Annotated in this window: 20 protein-coding genes and 1 pseudogene; 19 read left to right on the top strand and 2 right to left on the bottom strand. The window is 63.2% G+C overall.

Annotated elements, in window-relative coordinates:
* The first annotated feature begins 98 nt into the window (after positions 1-98).
* The 7 genes from RBB34_RS18060 (at position 99) to RBB34_RS18030 (ending at position 10,271) form a co-directional block, all read left to right on the top strand.
* The gene (locus RBB34_RS18060; RefSeq protein WP_306120646.1) at positions 99-1,382 is read left to right on the top strand and encodes an SIR2 family protein; all 1,284 of its coding nucleotides are present in this window, start codon (positions 99-101) and stop codon (positions 1,380-1,382) included.
* Positions 1,379-3,499, top strand: coding sequence for a DUF87 domain-containing protein (locus RBB34_RS18055; protein ID WP_306120645.1), 2,121 nt, complete (start codon positions 1,379-1,381; stop codon positions 3,497-3,499). The genes RBB34_RS18060 and RBB34_RS18055 overlap by 4 nt, the downstream gene beginning before the upstream one ends.
* Before the next feature lie 266 nt (positions 3,500-3,765).
* Positions 3,766-4,959, top strand: coding sequence for a DUF932 domain-containing protein (locus tag RBB34_RS18050; protein ID WP_306120644.1), 1,194 nt, complete (start codon positions 3,766-3,768; stop codon positions 4,957-4,959).
* A gap of 135 nt (positions 4,960-5,094) precedes the next feature.
* The gene (locus tag RBB34_RS18045; RefSeq protein WP_306120643.1) at positions 5,095-7,149 is read left to right on the top strand and encodes a ParB/RepB/Spo0J family partition protein; all 2,055 of its coding nucleotides are present in this window, start codon (positions 5,095-5,097) and stop codon (positions 7,147-7,149) included.
* A gap of 205 nt (positions 7,150-7,354) precedes the next feature.
* Entirely contained in the window at positions 7,355-8,401 is a 1,047-nt protein-coding gene (locus tag RBB34_RS18040; RefSeq protein ID WP_306120642.1) for a toprim domain-containing protein, read from the top strand.
* A 348-nt stretch (positions 8,402-8,749) separates the two neighbouring features.
* Complete coding sequence (locus tag RBB34_RS18035) at positions 8,750-9,679, top strand: DUF2493 domain-containing protein (RefSeq protein WP_306120641.1); 930 nt, start codon at positions 8,750-8,752, stop codon at positions 9,677-9,679.
* A 124-nt stretch (positions 9,680-9,803) separates the two neighbouring features.
* Positions 9,804-10,271: a hypothetical protein gene (locus RBB34_RS18030; RefSeq protein WP_306120640.1), complete on the top strand. Its 468-nt coding sequence runs from the start codon at positions 9,804-9,806 to the stop codon at positions 10,269-10,271.
* An 88-nt stretch (positions 10,272-10,359) separates the two neighbouring features.
* On the opposite strand, the gene RBB34_RS18025 is transcribed toward RBB34_RS18030, so the two are convergent.
* Entirely contained in the window at positions 10,360-11,178 is an 819-nt protein-coding gene (locus tag RBB34_RS18025) for an SDR family oxidoreductase (protein WP_306120639.1), read from the bottom strand.
* A gap of 107 nt (positions 11,179-11,285) precedes the next feature.
* On the opposite strand from RBB34_RS18025, the gene RBB34_RS18020 reads away from it, so the two are divergent.
* Positions 11,286-11,780, top strand: coding sequence for a MarR family transcriptional regulator (locus RBB34_RS18020; protein ID WP_306120638.1), 495 nt, complete (start codon positions 11,286-11,288; stop codon positions 11,778-11,780).
* A gap of 749 nt (positions 11,781-12,529) precedes the next feature.
* Complete coding sequence (locus RBB34_RS18015) at positions 12,530-12,859, top strand: DUF736 domain-containing protein (protein WP_306120637.1); 330 nt, start codon at positions 12,530-12,532, stop codon at positions 12,857-12,859.
* A 54-nt stretch (positions 12,860-12,913) separates the two neighbouring features.
* On the opposite strand, the gene RBB34_RS18010 is transcribed toward RBB34_RS18015, so the two are convergent.
* Positions 12,914-13,132, bottom strand: a complete 219-nt coding sequence (locus RBB34_RS18010; RefSeq protein ID WP_306120636.1) for a helix-turn-helix transcriptional regulator — start codon at positions 13,130-13,132, stop codon at positions 12,914-12,916.
* Between the two features lie 173 nt (positions 13,133-13,305).
* Between RBB34_RS18010 and RBB34_RS18005 the strand changes: the two genes are divergently transcribed.
* From RBB34_RS18005 to RBB34_RS17960, 10 genes and pseudogenes are all read left to right on the top strand, one after another.
* Complete coding sequence (locus tag RBB34_RS18005; protein ID WP_306120635.1) at positions 13,306-13,578, top strand: DUF2285 domain-containing protein; 273 nt, start codon at positions 13,306-13,308, stop codon at positions 13,576-13,578.
* A 125-nt stretch (positions 13,579-13,703) separates the two neighbouring features.
* The gene (locus RBB34_RS18000; protein ID WP_306120634.1) at positions 13,704-13,874 is read left to right on the top strand and encodes a DUF6499 domain-containing protein; all 171 of its coding nucleotides are present in this window, start codon (positions 13,704-13,706) and stop codon (positions 13,872-13,874) included.
* Between the two features lie 103 nt (positions 13,875-13,977).
* On the top strand, positions 13,978-14,424 hold the full coding sequence (locus tag RBB34_RS17995; protein ID WP_306120633.1) for a DUF2285 domain-containing protein: 447 nt from the start codon (positions 13,978-13,980) through the stop codon (positions 14,422-14,424).
* A 109-nt stretch (positions 14,425-14,533) separates the two neighbouring features.
* A complete protein-coding gene (locus RBB34_RS17990) occupies positions 14,534-14,962 on the top strand; it encodes a MarR family transcriptional regulator (RefSeq protein ID WP_306120632.1) in 429 nt (142 codons plus the stop codon).
* Between the two features lie 67 nt (positions 14,963-15,029).
* Complete coding sequence (locus RBB34_RS17985; RefSeq protein ID WP_306120631.1) at positions 15,030-15,620, top strand: hypothetical protein; 591 nt, start codon at positions 15,030-15,032, stop codon at positions 15,618-15,620.
* Positions 15,621-15,972: 352 nt separating this feature from the next.
* Positions 15,973-16,257 carry a helix-turn-helix domain-containing protein gene (locus RBB34_RS17980; RefSeq protein ID WP_306120630.1) on the top strand — a complete coding sequence of 95 codons (285 nt, stop codon included), beginning with the start codon at positions 15,973-15,975 and terminating at the stop codon, positions 16,255-16,257.
* Positions 16,254-16,718 carry a DUF2840 domain-containing protein gene (locus tag RBB34_RS17975; RefSeq protein ID WP_306120629.1) on the top strand — a complete coding sequence of 155 codons (465 nt, stop codon included), beginning with the start codon at positions 16,254-16,256 and terminating at the stop codon, positions 16,716-16,718. The genes RBB34_RS17980 and RBB34_RS17975 overlap by 4 nt, the downstream gene beginning before the upstream one ends.
* Positions 16,715-17,227 (top strand): S26 family signal peptidase, encoded by a 513-nt coding sequence (locus tag RBB34_RS17970; protein ID WP_306120628.1) that lies wholly within the window; start codon positions 16,715-16,717, stop codon positions 17,225-17,227. Before RBB34_RS17975 ends, RBB34_RS17970 begins: the two co-directional genes overlap by 4 nt.
* A 3-nt stretch (positions 17,228-17,230) precedes the next feature.
* Positions 17,231-17,980, top strand: coding sequence for a lytic transglycosylase domain-containing protein (locus tag RBB34_RS17965; protein ID WP_306120627.1), 750 nt, complete (start codon positions 17,231-17,233; stop codon positions 17,978-17,980).
* A gap of 247 nt (positions 17,981-18,227) precedes the next feature.
* A pseudogene (locus RBB34_RS17960) lies at positions 18,228-18,756 on the top strand (type VI secretion protein); the annotation flags it as partial.

Raw genomic sequence — 18,756 nt, 5'->3', positions numbered from 1 at the left:
CTAGCTCGTTTTCACGATGAGCGAAGACCTCGCGTGGTCAAGTCAGCTGTTCGCTGAAAGTGACGCGGTCGTGGCAAGCATAACTTGAGGTATATTTGATGTATTGGAACCACGATCACGTCGTTCACATTGGTGGTGAAACCGAAACACCAACCGATCCCGCCAATGAAGCAGCTCTATGGCGGAAGCGAATCGAACCTTGGCTGTCTGCGGTCTTTCAAGCGGAACACCTTTCGCTCTTTCTCGGAAATGGCTTCACTACGGGAATTGCAAATCACGCAGGCGGCGTGCCTACTAGCATGGCCGGCTCCGGTTTTGGCGGACTTCCGGATGAAGACAAGGCGGCCGCTCACGCCAAGAAGCTTGCAGAAGCCATGGGGAGGGGCAGCGCCAACATCGAAGACCAGCTTTCGGCGGCGCTCACACTTCTCGCCGGTTTGCAAATTTTAGAACGCGCGGACGCCGCAGCTTGGGAGGCAGCGATTGACAACGTGCTCGGCGGGTTCATCAACGATGTTCTCGCCACGGAAAAGAGCATCAGCGACGGTATCGATAACGAGCCCGCCGGCGGTGGCCCGCTTGCTAGGGAAATCCTTGTTTCGTTCCTGATGAGTTTTGCCAGCAGGGCCGCTTCGAGGGAGCGGCTGCACATCTTCACGACCAACTACGATCGCCTTATCGAGCGCGGCTGCGATTATGCCGGGCTTCGCATCATCGACCGTTTTACCGGGGCGCTTGAGCCGGAATTCAGATCATCGCGCCTGCATGTGGACATGCATTACACGCCGCCCGGGATCCGGGGCGAACCGCGCCACCTAGAAGGCGTCATACATCTCACCAAGCTTCACGGCTCGCTCGACTGGCGCTACGACAAGCCGCGCTTGTACCGCACAGGCCTACCGTTCGGGGCGGACGCCGGACATCCTGAGGTGCCCGATAGCCCGAGCAATTCCGTGATGATCTACCCCAACTCGGTAAAGGACGTTGAAACTGCTGCCTATCCCTATGCCGACCTTTTCCGCGATTTCTCATCGTCGATCTGCCAGCCTAACAACGTGCTTGTCACTTACGGCTATGGGTTTGGCGATGACCATATCAACAGGGTCATCGCCGACATGCTCATCATTCCGTCCACGCACCTTGTGATATTAGCATGGGGTGAAAAGCCTCACGAGCGAATTGCGTCCTTCGTCTCCCGTGTTGGCAGGCCGGAGCAGCTAACGCTACTGATCGGCAAGCACTTCGGCGATATCCGGACGCTGGTCGAGCACTACCTACCCAAACCGGCTATTGATCCGCTCACGATCCGTATGAGCGAACTTGTCGAGCGGCGCGGCAAAGTCTCAGGCAGAGACCCGAGTGAAGACGGCAGCGAGCTATGACTACGATCGTCGAACGCATCGGTACGCTTGCGGTTGGCCGTGTTGAAACCGTTACCGCTGAAGAACTGCGCATCGCCCTTTTCAACGAGACACCGCAGGCAACGGCGCTGAATACCGGCACGCCCACCGGCTTTCCTCGCGTCAACGCCTATGTGCTGATACCGAATGAGACCGGAGCGGTCGTCGCGGTCATCAAGGAAATCTCCATCGTGCGTGCCAAGCCGGGTCCAGGAAAGCACGACGAAGCCCTTGTAGATCTTCCGTTTCCTGCCCGCACTGTGATTGCCATTCCCTTCGGCACTCTGCTGCGAGAAGGAAATGACAGTGACAGCCAGCCCCTCTATGCTCTGGAACGCGGTGTCCCGGTGCTGCCTTCCGTGGGCGATCCCGTTCTCCTTCCGACCGCGACGCAATTGCGTTCCATCGTCGAAGCCAAGACCGACGACCGGCTGATCCAGATCGGCTCTGCCCCCTTCGCCGGCAATGCTCGTGTGTGGGTACACCCCGACAAGATTTTTGGCCGGCACCTCGCCGTCCTTGGCAACACCGGCAGCGGCAAGTCCTGTTCCGTTGCTGGTATTGTCCGCTGGTCGCTTGAAAGCGCGGCGGCGGCGCAGGAAGGCGAACAGGCCAAGCCAGCGAATGCCCGATTCATAATTCTCGATCCCAACGGCGAGTACGCAAAGGCCTTTGAGGACGGCACGTTGCCCGTCAGGCGCTTTGCAGTAGGCGGTAAGGACGGTGCGAACCCGCTAACGGTGCCAGGCTGGCTTTGGAATGGACAAGAGTGGGCTGCTTTCACATCCGCGCAACCCGGCGTACAACGCCCGATATTGCTCAGAGCACTACGGTTGCTCCGCAATGCAGGCTCGTCTGCGGCAACCGCGAAGGCGCAGGCCGTCCGGCGCTATGGTGGATACGTCCGAAAGCTCGAGCAACTTATAGCTGAACTACCTCAAAGCGTTACGGATTTCCCAAATAACAAGAACTTTGGAGACCTGCTCCAGGGCTTAGTTGGATTGACCGAGAGCGATGAAGCGGAATTAGCAGCCTTCGGAGAAGGAGCTGCTGACCTTTCTGCTGCCATTTCGGCAATACGTGATCCGATCGAGCAAGTTCGAACTTCACGACAATGGGCCAACGGAAATGGCTACAATAATTTTCAGCCGGCCGATCTACAGGTAGTTATGGCCCAATTGCGTACAGTCACTGACAACTTTCCCGTTGCCGCTACCCACGGTGAGATTAGCGAAGATGCGCCCGTTCGTTTTGACGTCTCCGCACTTCCTGACCGTATAAATGACGTTGCGATGGCAACGGGCGGACAAACCCTAAGCAACGTCGAACCGTTGATCAATCGCGTGCAGGTAATGCTTGGCGATGCTGGCCTCCGTCCGGTCATTGATACTGAAGGTGCCGCCTCTCTCAGCGACTGGCTTGCAGCGCTACTTGGCCCCAAAGAAGACTCACCGGAGCCCCTTGTTATTCTTGATCTCTCACTCGTACCTTCGGACGTTGTACATATTGCCGTAGCCGTTATCTCCCGCCTGATATTCGAAGCCCTTCAACGTCATATCAAGGAAACAAACGAGGCCTTACCGACCGTACTGGTGCTGGAGGAAGCGCACAGCTTTGTGCGCAAGGACGCGGATGTAGGCGCGAGCGCGCAGGCCGCTGATCTGTGCCGCCAGACCTTTGAGAGGGTAGCCAGGGAGGGCCGGAAATTTGGTCTTGGGTTGGTGCTTGCCTCCCAGCGCCCATCCGAACTCTCTCCGACTGTGCTAGCACAATGCAATTCCTTTTTACTCCACCGCATCGTTAACGATGTCGATCAGAACCTTGTCCGCCGGCTTGTTCCTGACGCTTTAGGCGGCCTTCTTGGCGAACTACCCACGCTCCCTTCGCAGCAGGCGATCCTTCTCGGCTGGGCCGTACCAACACCCGTTCTTCTGCGCGTTCGCGATCTAGAAAAGCCGCAGCGCCCACGCTCAGATGATCCACATTTTTGGGATACATGGCTTGGCGACAAGGGTGTTTTCCCAAACTGGCCGCGAATATCTGAGGCTTGGGAGAAGCCAGATGAAGAGCCCGATCAATTGAACGGCCTTGCAGATTGAGAAGATAAAAAGACTGACTGAGCCTAACATATTTCAGCCATTTAATTGTTGGTTCTGGGCTATTTTTATTATCCTCGGACTAATTTACTGGAGTGTTTTCTTGTTCTGAGAAAATTTCCATTGATTGAGTCTTTTTTGGTTTCCCGGGATCGTCAATAAGAGAGCGGCAATCGTTCCGCGAGAGAGTGAGAGGCCTGCGGCTTTCGCCGTGACGGGTTTGGAGGTCGAGAGAGAGGCTCTCGGGCCGCCCGTCATGGAGAACAGCCATGACAGCAATCGAAATCACGAACGGTCGTCCCGCGAGCGGCGACTACAAGGTGGATGTGTCCCGCGGCGGGCATAACGGCCGCGTATCGTCCGAATGGTTTTCCCGGCCCGACGACGAGAAGTACCTCTCGCTCTCGGACCTCTACGCTTCGGTGAAAGGCCGCGCCGCGCGGAGCAAGACGCGGACGGTCGAGAGCGCGGCGATCCGCGTCGAAGCCCATCGCGACGATCCGGAGAAGCTTGCGCTCGTCCTGCCGGACGCCGAGGCGCCCGTTGCTCCGACCCATTGGAGCTTCGGCCAGCTCGCGAGCCTCGTGGGTGCGCCGGCGGCCTATCTGCGGCAACTCCCAGCGCCGCTTGCCGGCATCAATCTGCAATACGGCCTCACCAACCACCGCGCCGAGCAGGTCAAGACAATGGAGGTCGCGAACGGTCGCACGGAGCTGCGCGCCGTCACAGGCCCCGACTATGGCCGCATCTACGACCATGAACTTGTCTCCGCCGTGCAGCGCATCGCAGGCGATGGCGTCGGCGATACCCGCTGGAAGGTGCCTGGCGTGCTCGACTGGTCGACCGGCGTCTACAATCCAATGGTCGACGTCACCAAGGACACGACCACGCTTTATGCCTCGGACCGCGACGTCTTCCTGTTCCTAGTCGACGATAGGAACCCGATCGAGGCGGGCAAACTGCCCGACGGCTCGCCCGATCTCTTCTTCCGCGGTTTCTACTGCTGGAACTCGGAAGTCGGCGCGAAGACGCTCGGCATCGCGAGCTTCTATCTCCGCGCCGTTTGCCAGAACCGCAATCTCTGGGGCGTCGAGGACTTCCAGGAGATCAGTATCCGGCATTCCAAATACGCCGCCAACCGGTTTGCGCACGAGGCGGCACCGGCGCTGGCCAACTTCGCCGACTCCTCGCCGCAGCCCTTCATCCAGGGCATTCGCTCCGCACGCGAGCGGATCGTTGCGCGCACCGACGACGACCGCACCGACTTTCTGCGCAAGCGCGGCTTCTCGAAGGCGGAGACCGGCAAGATCGTCGAGACGGTGTTGGCCGAAGAAGGTCGCCCGCCCGAGAGCGTCTTCGACTTCGTGCAGGGCATCACCGCGGTTGCCCGGTCCAAGCCACAGCAGGATGCGCGGCTCATCATGGAGACCCGCGCCAGGAAGCTGCTGGAGGCCGCCGCCTAGGCCCGGCGTTCCGCTTCGGTCCCAACCGTCCGTCCATGGTCCATCGCTTCTGGAGAGGAAGAGGTGGGCCGTGGTTTTCGTGACGGGTCTGGAGGTCAGAGAGAGTCTCGTGACCGCCCGTCGCGGAGAAATCCCATGACGAAGTCTCAGAAGATCACCCTCAGCGCCTCGCGCGACATCCCCTTCAACAAGCTGGTGCTCAGCCAGTCCAACGTCCGGAAGGTCAAGGCCGGCGTCTCGATCGAGGAGCTGGCCGAGGACATCGCCAGGCGCACGCTCCTGTCGTCGATCACGGTGCGCCCGGTCCTCGACGGCGAGGGCGCAGAAACCGGTATGTTCGAAATCCCGGCCGGCGGCCGCCGCTACCGCGCGCTCGAACTGCTCGTGAAGCAGCGCCGGCTCAACAAGACCGCGCCCGTGCCGTGCATCGTGCGCACGGACGGCCTGGCCGAAGAAGACAGCCTCGCCGAGAACATCCAGCGTGCGCCGCTGCACCCGCTCGACCAGTTTCGCGCCTTCCAGGCGATGCGCGAGAAGGGCAAATCGGAAGAGGAAATCGCTGCCGCCTTCTTCGTCTCGGTCGGCGTGGTCAAGCAGCGCCTCAAGCTGGCCGCTGTCTCGCACGTCTTGCTCGACGCTTATGCCGAAGAGGAGATGACCCTCGATCAGCTCATGGCCTTCACGGTCAACCCCGACCACGAACGCCAGGAACAGGTCTGGGAGGCGCTCAAGCAGCACTACAACAAGCAACCCTACGAAATCCGCCGCATGCTGACCGAAGGTGCCGTACGCGCGTCCGACCGGCGGGCGCAATTCGTGGGGCTCGACAACTATGTCGGAGCCGGCGGCGAAGTGCTGCGCGATCTGTTCCAGACCGATGATGGTGGCTGGCTGCAGGACGCGGCGCTTCTCGAAATCATGGTCACCGAGAAGCTCAAGGAGGAAGCCGAGGCCATCCGCGCCGAAGGCTGGCATTGGATCGAGGTCGGCACCGACTTTCCCTACGGCCACACCTACGACCTGCGGCGCATTCGCGGCGAAGCCGAGCCGATGAGCGAAGAGGAAGAGAAGACCTACGAGGCGCTCAAGGCCGAGTACGACAAGCTCGAAAACGATTATGCCGAGGCCGACGAACTCCCCAAAGAGGTCGACGAACGGCTCGGCGAGATCGAGACTGCGATGGAAGCGCTCCAGAACCGCCCGATCCGGTTCGAGGTGGAAGACTACGCCATCGCGGGCGCTTTCGTCAGCATCGATAGCACTGGCCGGCTGCGCGTCGAACGCGGCTATGTCCGGCCCGAGGACGAACCAGCAGTCGAAGCCGAGGACGATCCCGGCGGCGAGACCGTCGATCCAGACGCGGACGATGTCGTCGGTGACGCATCCGATCCGGTGACGGATCAAGAGGAGGAAGACGATGACGACGGCACCAAGCCGCTGTCGGATCGCCTTGTCTGCGAACTCACCGTCCACCACACGATGGCCCTGCGCGACGCGCTCGCGGGTGATCCCGAACTCGCCCGGTTGGCCTGCCTCCACGCGATGGTCCTGTCGCTCTTCTACCACTACAGCCAGGACAGCTGCGTCGAGATCACGCCGCGTGTCACTAGCTTCGGAGCGCGGGCGCCGGGTCTCGGCGACACCGCCTACGCGCAGTCGATCGACAAGCGCCACGAGAGCTGGGCGGGCAATCTGCCGAAGCAGCCGGAGGACCTGTGGGCCGTGCTGACCGAATGGGACAGCGACAGCCGCGACGCGCTCTTCGCCCATTGCGTGGCGATGACGGTCAACGCCGTGCAGGAACCGCACTATCGCAAGCCGCGCCAGATCGCCCATGCCGACATCCTCGCTTCGACGCTGGGACTCGACATGGCGAAGGCGGGCTGGACGCCGAGGGCGGACAGCTATCTCGGCCGCGTGACCAAGGCGCAGATCCTCGCCGCGGTGCGCGAGGCGACGGGCGACACGGACGCCGACCGCATCGCCGGGTTCAAGAAGCCCGACATGGTCGAGGCCGCGGAAGACCTGCTGGCGGGTACGGGCTGGCTCCCGCAGCCGCTGCGCACGGCTCCACTTGCGGAAGACCCCGACGAGCCAGAGTTCGAGATCGTCGACGAGGGTGATGTCACGCCTGCCGAAGCCGCCGTCGAAGACGACGATGAGACGGTCGCGCTCCAAGCCGCCGAGTAAGGGCGCAAAGACAGGCGTTCGGCGGCACTTGGTCGATGGTTCGACCCACCCGATTGGGTGATGATCGAACAGTCGCCGAGGCCGCCTTCGCCCACTTTCGAGCAGCTGGCGACCACCAATCGAGGGAGACGCTCCCCCAACTCCCTCACCCTGGGGCCTGTCGGACGCGGCAGGCCCTTTTTTGCGCATCATTCAGGAGAAAAGCATGGATAGCCCCGCCGCAGACCTTTCGCAGAAGCTCAGTCGCGAGGCCGAGGCTGTGTGCCGCCAATACCTTTCTAACGGCAGAAAACATGGCGACTACTGGGTGGTCGGCGACGTCGATAACAATCCTGGTCGCAGTCTCTATATCCGTCTCACCGGGCCGACCCGTGGCAAAGGCGCCGCCGGAAAATGGACGGACGCCGCCACCGGCGAGCATGGTGATCTGCTCGATCTCATCGCGGCGAATCTCAACCTCTCGACACTGCGCGACACGCTCGATGAGGCACGGCGTTTCCTCAGCCTTCCGCGCCCAGAACCGCCTGCAAGGAAGACGCCGGCACCCGCTCCACGCGGATCGCCGGAGGCAGCACGACGGCTATGGACGATGGGCCAGCCGATCGCGGGCACGTTGGCGGAGCGCTATCTCTCCACCCGCCGATTGAAAAACCTTGGAAGCGTGAGCGCGCTTAGGTTTCATCCGAACTGCTATTATTGGCGAGAGGACGCGGACGCCAATGACCCGCCTGACGCCTGGCCCGCCTTACTCGCGAAAGTCACCGATAATGCCGGAACGCTGACCGGCCTTCATCGGACATGGCTCGATCCTCAGACGGCGGGCAAGGCCCCGCTCGATCCCAACCGCAAGGCGATGGGCAACCTTCTCGGTCATGCCGTCAGGATTGGATCACCGTCCGACATCATCGCCGTCGGCGAAGGCTTAGAGACGATGCTCTCGCTGAGGTTGGCACTTGCCGGTCTACCGATCGCTGCGGCGCTGTCTGGCAATCATCTCGCAGCGTTCGACTCGCCCGCCGATCTCCGCAGGCTCTATGTCGCCATCGACAATGACGAGGCTGGCCAGGCGGCCTTTGACGCATTGACCGATCGCTTCGCGGACCGGGAACTTCACCTTCTGCCGTTGCGACCGATGCTGGACGATTTCAACAGCGATCTTCGCCAACGCGGCATCGACGAGATGCGCAGCCATTTGCGTCCCCAGCTTTTGCCGGTCGATGTTCCGACCTTGCTCGCGGTTGAGACCGACTGAAGCAGCGAGCCGGTATCGTCCGCTGGGCAGGCAGATCCAGCCCTCGCCACGGAGCCGCGCCTGACGGCCTTCCCGAGAGGGGCGAGCCGGAGCGGAACCCGCCCGGTCCGGCAATGGCTGCGGCGTCACCATTTTCCGCCGCCGGGCCACCCGCGCGTTCCGCACGGGACCAATAGTCATGGATGGCGACCGGCTTTGCATCGCGAAGCAAAACGGCGCCGCCTCCGCCGTCCTCCGCTGCGCTCCGGCCGATCCGAGGATCGGTGCAGGCCCGGACGGCCTCCGCTTTCCCGTCGCCCGGGAAGGCCCGCGAGAGGCGCGGGTCCCTTTAACCGGAGACGACCCGCCATGACCGAACATGCCGACACCACGCACAGCTCCTCGACCGCCATCGTCCTCGACGAGCTGCAGCTCTACGGCTACCGCCCCTTCGCCGGAGAGCCCGATCCGCGACCGCTGCCCGAGGCCGACGCGCTCCACGGCGCACTCGCCGACATCTTCGACGCCCTCATCGCTACGCTCGCCGACACGCGGCTCGAGCCCGATCTCGAAGACCTGCTCTGGTCGACCACCAACGTGTTTCACCGCATGGCGTCCCGCGTCGACCGAGAGCTCGACACGAACGAGCAGGCGCAAAAACGCTCGCAGCGCGAGCAGGACGGCTCCGAGGTCCGCTCGGTCGAACTCGAGGAGCTGACCGCGCAGGGCATCACGCTGATCGAACGGCGCAACGCCTACGAGGGCATGCGCGACATCGCCGCCGACCTGTTCGAGGCGCATCTCGGATCGACATGGCATCCGCATTCCGGCTCGCACACGAACCGGCGCAACCTGACCGCCTCGCTGATCGACAGCCGCGACTTCCTCGCCGCCAAGCGCAAGACCGAACTCGAACCGCTCCTGCCGACGGGCACCAAGATCGCTTTCGCCGGAGGCACCGACTTCGCCGACCACAAGGCGGTCTGGGCCGCGCTCGACCGCGTGCATGCCAAGCATGCCGACATGGTGCTTCTGCATGGCGGTTCGCCGAAGGGCGCCGAGAAGATCGCCGCCTGCTGGGCCGACAACCGCAAATGCCCCCAGATCGTCTTCAAGCCCGACTGGACGCGCCACGGCAAAGCGGCGCCGTTCAAGCGCAACGACCAGCTCCTCGACACCCTGCCGATCGGGCTGATCGTCTTCCCCGGCTCCGGCATCACCGACAACCTTGCCGACAAGGCGAAGCAGATGGGCGTGCCGCTCTACGACTTCCGCCCGCGGAAGGCGGGCAAACCGTGACCCGTGATGCGCCCCAAGCATCACCCATGCGCGTGCCGGAGCATTCCGGCGCGCGAACACTTGCGCCATACTTCACCCGCGCCGTGGCGGTGGTGGAGGCGCGCCTCTCACAAGGAGACCGCCCATGTTAGTATCCGCCATCCTGAGCGTCCTCGGCCTCGGCTTCATGGTCTATGTGCTGTTCGCGCTCGCCGTCTACGCGCTCCCGTTCTTCGTCGCCGTGACCGTCGGCATGCAGGTCTACGATAGTGAAGCGGGGCTGATTGCCGCGTTCGTCTCCGCCTTCCTCGCCGGCGGTGCGACCCTCGTCGCGGGCCAGGTCGCGTTCGCGACGATCAAGTCCGTCCGCGTGAAACTCGCCATCGGCGCGCTCTTCGCCGCGCCCGCCGGGATCGCCGGATACCACGCCATCAAGGGCCTCTCCGAGATCGGCGGCGCGGGGGAGACCTGGACGCTTGTCTTCGCCTGGATCGGCGCCATCGTTGTCGGCGCCACGGCCTGGGCGCGCATCGCGTCCCTCGCCGGGCCGGACATGGACGCACCGGAATCAGCGCGAGCGTTCAAATACGAGCGTGCAGCGAATGACGGCTGAGAGCCCATTCTGACCGATGCTGCAAGTTGTTCGAAAGTCTGCTTTCGCTAAATATGGCGTCAAACGAAGCCAGAAGTCTTGAATGTCGTCAGTTTTTAGCTGCATTGCGGAGCGCCATTTGGATCATGCCGCGCCACAAGCGGTCCGGCAGCGCCTTATACAGCGCAACGTACGGGCCCGGCTTGGCCAGGTAGCGGAGGCGATCCTTGCCGTCGGTGGCCATTTTCAGCACGACTTCCGCGACCTTTTCCGGTGCGGGCGCGCTGTCGAGTAGATCGACCGCCATTTTTTTGCCGGCCGAGATCGCATCTGCGTAAGCCGGGTGATCCGTCCAGTCTGCGGAGCGGCGGCTAAAGTCGGTCTTGATGCCCCCGGGTTCCAGAAGCTTCATTTGGATGCCGAAAGGCGCAAGCTCAAAGCGGGCGGATTCTATCAGTCCCTCCACCGCGTGTTTGGAGGAGATGTAGAAAGGTGCCATCGGCATTCCGATCAGTCCACCAATGGAGGATGTGGTGATGATCAGCCCGGACTTGCGGGCGCGCATGTCCGGCGCAACCGCCTTGATGGTCCGCGCAACGCCATGCACGTTCACGTCGAACTGACGCAGCATCTGCTCTTCCGTTGCGCCTTCAATGGGGCCGTTCAAACCGTATCCCGCATTGGCGAAGGCGACGTCGATCTTGCCAAATTTCGAAAGTGTTTCGCCAGCTGCGGCGTCAAGTGCAGATTGGTCCGTCACATCGCAGGCAAAGATAACGCAACGCTCACCCGTCATCCAGCTGGCGGCGTCTTTGGGATCGCGCATCGTTGCGGCGACTTGCCAGCCCTTGTCATGGAATAGTTTTGCTGTCGCAAGCCCGATGCCTGAGGACGCGCCTGTGATGAAGATTGATCTGGAATGGGACATGGTTGGGTTCCTTTCTGCCGTCGAGCGGTTGTCGGTATCGGATCGGCATGGTAAACTAGGGTGTCTATATTTGGACAACTAGGGTGCCTAAATATGAAAGGCAAGATGTGAGTGACGAGAATCTGCATTTGGTGAATGACGACGCCTTGGGTCTGGCGCAGGCCGACCTGACGGAGCGTGTGGCCGAAGCGATGCGTGCCGTGTCCCGTGCCTATGTCGCTGCCGTTGTTTCGGCTTTGGCAGAGCACGGCTATAGGGGTCTCACACCTGCCACCATCACCTTGCTCGCGCGGCTGCCCGCAGCCGGTGCGCAAACAGTCATGCTCGCGCGTGCCAGCCGCCGCACCAAGCAGGCCACGGGGAAGCTGGTCGCTGAGCTGGAAAACAATGGCTACGTCAAGCGCGTGCCGGACCCTGCTGATGGGCGAGCCATGCTCGTGCAGCCGACGAAGAAAGGTATCGCCGCCCTGAGGGTCGGAGCAGATGCCAAGATCACATTGGCCGAACACACAGCGTCGGTGCTCGGGCAAGACGAGTTGGCGCGCCTTTACGCCGACCTCGGGCAACTTGAGAAGGTTTTCAAAGACGCGGAACTTGAGTGAACCGCACTTTCCGTGAAGGCCCTTTGCAAACCTTTCACCTCGCAAAGCAGCCGTTGGAGCAAACGAGGCGAAAGCTCCGTTTGTCCCGCATAACCATCCTCGCGGGCCCGGACGAGGACACGCCAGCGGCAGCCTATGCGTTCAGCTGTTGGCGCGCTACCAACGACGGTTGAGAGCGTATCGTGCCCACTCTTCGTGTGCCTATCATATGCGTTGACACTGGCGGGGATGAGGGCACGGTTCCTAGCCTGAGGCCGGGCCGTGTTTGCTGTTCGAGGATGGACACAGGAGAGCCGACTCCGGAGGAGCAGCAAGAAGTACCACCGGTCGGGGTAGCCGTGGCTGTGTGACGCCCTCCTGAAGTGGACGATACGTCTCCGCCCATTTGCACGCCGGGGCCTGTCTTTGCGCGATTTGCGCTGACGGGATCTTGCCGGTGCCCTCGGGCAGGGCTCAGGTCTTCTCCCATGTGCCCGTCACCCGCATCCCACACGGCCTCTCAATGGGCTGATCTGGCCGGGGCCGGCTACGCCTCGACCGCCTTGGCCGCAACGACGGGGCCGGACTTTCTTCCCCTGGGCTTTGCCCATTCCTCGCGAGCGACCCTTGCGGGTCAAAGAAAGACCGTCCCCGCCGTCCTTCGCTGCGCTGCGGGCCATGGATGGCTGCGTCGGCGGATCGCCCCGGCCTCTGCGATCGCCATCGAGGCCGCGATGGGCGCGGGATCGAGAACCCAAAGGAGAACTGACATGGCCACCATCGGAACCTTCAAGAAGACCGGCAACGAATTCGTCGGCGAGATCGTCACCCTTAGCGTGCAGGCGAAGAACGTCCGCATCGTCCCCGAGGAGGGCGGCAACGGCAACGCCCCGAGCCACCGCGTCTTCGTCGGCCGCGCCGAGATCGGTGCCGCCTGGTCCAAGACCTCGAACGAGGGACGCGACTATCTGAGCCTCAAGCTGGACGACCCGAGCTTCACCCAGCCGATCTACGCGAACCTCTTCGACGACACCGTCGTCGAGGGTGAAGAGAGCTACAGCCTCATCTGGTCGCGCGCCCGCCGCCAGAACGGCGACTGAGCTCGCCGCCGTAGCGCCCCGCCCGGACACCCGGGCGGGGCGTTTTCGCGTTTCTCATTCCGAGGCCCTCTCCTCAAGCATCGCCGCAGGCTTGATGTCCAGCGCCACCGCGACATGCCAGAGCGTCACGATCGTGACGTTCTGCTGGCCCCTTTCCATTGCGCTGACATGCGCACGGTCCACTCCCATCTGAGCAGCGAGCGCGGCCTGGCTTAGGCCCGCTTTCGTCCGGTAGTGCTTGAGATTGCTGCCAAATGTTTGACGGATATCCATCCATCAGCAAATCGCCTATCGCGTATTTTGGTGCGACGCATTATAATACGCGGCGCGCACTAGTGGGCGCCGTTCGCGTCGTGTTTTTCGCCCCGCAACCGCTCGGCTGTTGCGCAAAACATGGTTTCCGGGCCATTAATCATTCGGGCGACGCCCGATCCAGGACACTTCCGATGCCGCAGCCGCCCCAACCGCCCATCGCCGACGCGCCGCCTGTGGACGAGTGCGTAACCGTCTACGACCGCGATCATCTTAAGCTCTATGTGCGGCTGCTCGACGCCGAATCCGAAGGCGCGCCGCTCGCCGAGATCTCTTGGCTCCTGCTCGGCATCGATGCCGCGGCCGAGCCCGAACGCGCGCAGCGGGTACATGACAACCATCTCGGCCGTGCGCACTGGATGACCGAGCATGGCTATCGCGACCTCCTGATGAAGGGTCTGCCCTGATCTTCGGCGATGCTTTCAGCGCATCGCCTTATGTCCCTCAAAGGACTAGGCAAACTCTACCGTGAGCCGACACTCGCTGTGGGGCGCAACGTGTGCGTTAAGCGCCCGTATCGAGGAGATCGGCCATGCCACGGGATTGGCGTGATGATCGGGCCTATGACCATTTCGACACGCTCGACCTTTCCGGGCTTGCCTGGGAATGCCTGAGGCGCAACGAGCGCTACCGCGCGGCCTATGCGCGGATGCGTCCCGAAGGCGGCGGGGCGGCCGTCTGGGGGTTGCGATTTCCCGGTTGATCCGGAGCTCGAACCCCCAGCCGCGCCGGTCTTCTGGAACCCGGCCGACGCACCCGCGATCGTCAATCTGATCGCGCCGGTCCCGCCGGTCGGCGTCGCGTCGGTGACATTGGGCCGGTCCGGGATCGACGAGCGAGGGGACGAGGCTGGTCTTCTCTGGCGTCGGCTGAGCGGCGGCGCTGTTCTCGTTGGAGCGTCGGACGGTCCTGCCGATGCGATGATCGGTGTGCTCATCCCGTTCGACGATGATTGGTCGATCCGCGTCGCGGCGGCGGAGCGGCTGCGCTCGACGCTCATCGACCGGACCGCCGATCCGCCACTCACGGAGCAACGCCGCGAGCGCCTGAAACGTGCGCTGCGCTGCGTCGACGGACGCGCCGAGGGAGCCTCCTATCGCGCCGTGGCGACCGCATTCTTCGGCGCCCGGCGTGTCGCCAACGAGCCTTGGAAGACGAGCTCGCTGAAGGCGCAGGTCGCGCGGCTCGCTGCGCATGGCCGCATGCTGATCGACCATGGCTATCGTCAGCTCCTGCGCGGCAAGCCGTTCTGACCGCACGATCAGTTTCCGTAGAACCCGCCCTTAAGCTGCGGTATCGACTGCCAGCTGACAGCGTCGCCTTGTGCTATGCAAGCGATCGTCGATTAATCTATCTATTCGTATGAACAGCAATTCCGAACGCCTCCATACCGCGATCTCGTCACTTATCCGAACCTTCAAGATCGTGCAGGTCGAAGACGACACTGGCAAACCTCTCTCGCCGGCAGAGGCGGAGGCGCTGTTCTTTATCGCACAAGCCGAAGGCGTGATCGCGCGTGACGTTGCCGATTGGCTAGGGGTCGTGCCGACGACGGTGACGGGTATTCTCGACCGACTCGAGCAAGCGGGACTGGTCGCTCGCACGCGCTCAGATCACGACCGGCGCGTCATGAAGCTCGATCTGACCGACCAAGGACGAGCCTGGCATGACGCTGTCCGCCGTCGCCAACTCGACAACTGCATGGCAATGCTTGAAGGGCTCGATCCGGTCGAACAGGCACATTTCGTTGCGCTGATGGAAAAGGTCGCAAACGAAACGCCGCCGAGATAACTACGTATTGCGGAACATCCGATAATCGTACTATATGCTCTAAGCAGTCTCTTTGAGGAGCGAGCATATGAGCCCGTGGTGGATCCTGGCTGGCGTGGTTGGCATAGTGACGATCTTCATCGCACGACCCTTTGTCGTCAATTCAAGCAACCGTGCGGAAGAGCCTGCCCTCTCGGACGGAATGCACTTCGTCCAGCTCGTGACAGGCGAAGCATCGGCTTCCTGCCCGGCCTTTCATCAATGGTTCGAAACCGCCGAGCTGGAAGACATCCTTCCGGGCAGCCGACTCATACCCGCGGTCGAACGATCCGAGTTGATCGCCGGCACCTGGGGCGAAGCGGACGGGGTGCGGAGGGTTCATCTTGCCGACGGAACGACTGCGCTCGAGAAAGTGCTCATTGATCGTGGTTCAGATCAGTTCGCCTACAAGGTTTGGCCGGAAACCGGCGCTGGCGCCAAACTCGTCGAATACATCCGCGGCGAGTTTCTGATGGCCGAGACGGAAGCCGGTAACTGCCGGATCGAATGGCGCTACGCGCTCCGCCCGCGCCGCGGCGCTGGACTGCATGCGCTGCTCTACAGTCACTTCGCCGTGCGCCCCTTCCTCCAAAATGGCCTTCGCCAGATCATCGAAGTTGGGCAAACTCGCGCGCTCTGACCCTGATCTTCTCTCGGCTCGGTGCTAGCCCCGATCGTAAATTGCCGAACACCACAGATGCTGACAGTGCACGGCAGCGTACTGAAAAATTGCGGCTGCATCGCAAGCTTGCAAGCGGCCTTTCGATGCACAGCGCCATAATCGACCGATCTGCATCGCCGAGAAGGCCTCAGCAGTGAGGGGTCAGAACGAGAAGTTTTCGTTCCATTTCGGCTCTCCCATCACTGTGCGATGGGGTGACGTTTTCCACGCCTGCTGATCGTCATCCCTCCCGGGCGTCCTTCTCCGCTTCTGTGGCCTCCGACAGCCCGCCGCCTTCCGCGGCGCGGCGCAAGCACCGGAGGCGCTACCCATGCCAGACCCGAACGCCGGCCTCCCGCCGCGCTATCTCAGAACTCCCGAAGCCGCCCGCTTTCTCGGCCTGTCCGGCCGTACGCTGGAGAAACATCGCACCTACGGCACCGGTCCGAGATATTCCAAGATCGGCGGGCGCGTCGTCTACGCCGTCGACGATCTGCAGGCCTGGGTCGGCCGCGGCGAGAAATCGTCCACCTCCGACGACACAGGCGACACCGTGTTGCCCGCCAAGCGGCATGCGGCGATCTCGCCGGCCTACGCGAAGAAGAGCGGCGCATGACCGGCCGCACTACCGTCGATCTCAAGTGGATCGAGGGCCGGACCGAGCGCTGGATCCGCTTCGGCCGAATCGCCCTGGAAACGCTGCATAGCCGCAGTGAAAGCACCGTCGGCTTCGATCCGGGCGCGATCTTCGCCTTCGTCCGATGGGCCTCGAACGACTACGGAACGGTCGAGAGCCGGATCGACATCCTGCGCGCCGTCGAGTCCGGCGAGTGCTGCTCTACGGTCCCTCATGTCACGCCTGGCGGCGAGATACTGCTCCGCCTTTCGGGCTGGCCGAAGGTCGAAGCAGCGCTCCTCGCCATCGACCAGGTCGAGGCGCTCGGGCTCGCGCCGGAGGATGTCTGCCCGGACCATTGGCGCCACGTCCACAACCGCCTGACCACCGGTCTGGATCCGCGCGCCTATACCGAACTGCGGCACGACGCCTGGCTCAAGCGCCGCGCGGTGACCACATGATCCGCGCGCGCAGAACTCTCGTCGCGACCGGTGCAGCGCTGGCGCTGATCGGCGCCTCTGCCGCCGTCCGCAGCGATCCGCTGGTCATCTGGAACGCGTCAGCGAGCGTGGCGATCGGCTTCTATGCGATCACGCCCATCGAGCGTCCGACCGGCGGCGATCTCGTTGCCGTGCGCCCGCCCGAGCCGCTCGCCGACTGGCTGTTCGAGAGCGGCTATCTCGGCCGCGAGACGCCGCTCCTGAAGCGCGTCGCCGCGCTGCCGGGAAGCGAGGTCTGCCGCGCAGGAACCACCATCGTTATCGACGGCGCGGTCGTCGCCGAGGCGCGCGAGCGCGACCGGCTCGACCGCCCGCTGCCCGTCTGGCGGGGCTGCCGGACGCTGCGCAGCAGCGAGGTTTTCTTCCTCAATGCCGAGCATCCATCGAGCCTCGACGGGCGGTATTTCGGGCCGCTCGACGCTGACACGATCATCGGGCGAGCGACCCCGATCTGGACGCGGGAGGACTGAGCGATGCCTCTCCGTCCTCCTTCCGGCCGTCTCTTTTTCACCACCGCCATCGCGATGCACGCGCTTTCCGGCTGCGCCGGTTCGCCCTCCGCCATCGCGCAGGACGGCGCGCCCGAGCAGCACCAATTCTCCGCCGAGAGAACAATCGGTCCGAACGACATCGACGCCGCCGTCGCAGAAGCCTCGCGCCGATCCGGTCTCCCCGAGGACTGGATCCGCGCGGTCATGCGGGCCGAGAGCGCGGGCGACCGAAACGCCGTCAGCCCCAAGGGCGCGATGGGCCTCATGCAGATCATGCCCGGCACCTGGGGCGAACTGCGTGCGCAATACTCACTTGGAGACGATCCGTTCGACGTGCGCGAGAACGTTCTCGCGGGCGCGATGTATCTGCGCGCGATGTACGACCGGTTCGGCGCGCCTGGCTTCCTCGCGGCGTACAATGCCGGTCCCGGACGATACAACGAGCACCTCAGGACCGGCCGCCCGTTGCCCCGCGAGACCCGCGCCTATGTCGCGCAGCTGACGCCACGGATCGGTGCGCCCGCCGCAGCGGACGTGCAGACCGCGCGCGCTTCGATGCCGTCCGATTGGCGGGAGGCGCCGCTCTTCGCGACCCGTTCCGAGCGCGTTCGGACCGACCGAGAAGCTGCACCAGATGTGCAACCAATCAACCGAGCGGAAGACGTACAGGGCGCAGACGATCTGTCCGCCAATCCGCTTTTCGTCTCCGTTCAGAGGAGACCAGAGCGATGATCGCAGCAATAGCGCTCTGGCGCGTGCTGGCGTGCCCCCTCGCAGTCCCGGAAGGAGTGCGGGGGACGGACAGTCAAACAACGGAGGGAGGGCAAGATAAAAGGCCGGGCGCGCGAGGCGGCTACGGCGTTGTTGTTGTTGGGTTTTTCGCACGCCGCACGACAGTCGACAGTGCCGCCCATACCGCTAGCGCTCTGATTTTCCTGCCGTTTTGCCGTGCCGTTCGGCCAGCATGGGCCGTTTCACCATGAGCGGGCGCGACAACGATATCCGCGTCCGCCCGGGCCGTATCCGCGACAAGGGCACGCCGAGCCGCAAGGCGAAGAGCTTCGTCGGCCAGGTCATGCGCGCGGCCAAGAAGGCGGGGCATACCGGCCATCAATTCCGATCGTCCGGGACGCGCGGCGGCCGTTCGAGCTTCGGGCGCGGCCGCTTCGTGAACGTCTCGCGCGGCCTCGCCCGCACGCAGCGCCGCGTCATCGTCAACGCACGGATCGTTCGCCATCGCGGACAGAAGTTCCGGTCGGCGCCGCTGGCCAAGCACATCGATTATCTGAAGCGCGAGGGGGTCACCAAGGACGGCCGCGATGCGGCGATGTTCGACAAGGAGCACGACACCGCCGACGATCGCGCCTTCGCCACCGGCACCGAAGACGACCGCCATCATTTCCGCTTCATCGTCTCGCCCGAGGACGCGGGACAGATGGACGACCTGCGTGGCTTCAGCCGAGATCTGATGAGTCAGGCCGAACGGGACCTCGGGACCGAGCTCGATT

The sequence above is a fragment of the Roseitalea sp. MMSF_3546 genome (genome assembly GCF_030732865.1).
GTDB lineage: Bacteria > Pseudomonadota > Alphaproteobacteria > Rhizobiales > Rhizobiaceae > Roseitalea.
The sequence above is the reverse complement of the archived record's forward strand: the minus strand, read 5'-3'. Positions and strand labels throughout refer to the sequence as shown.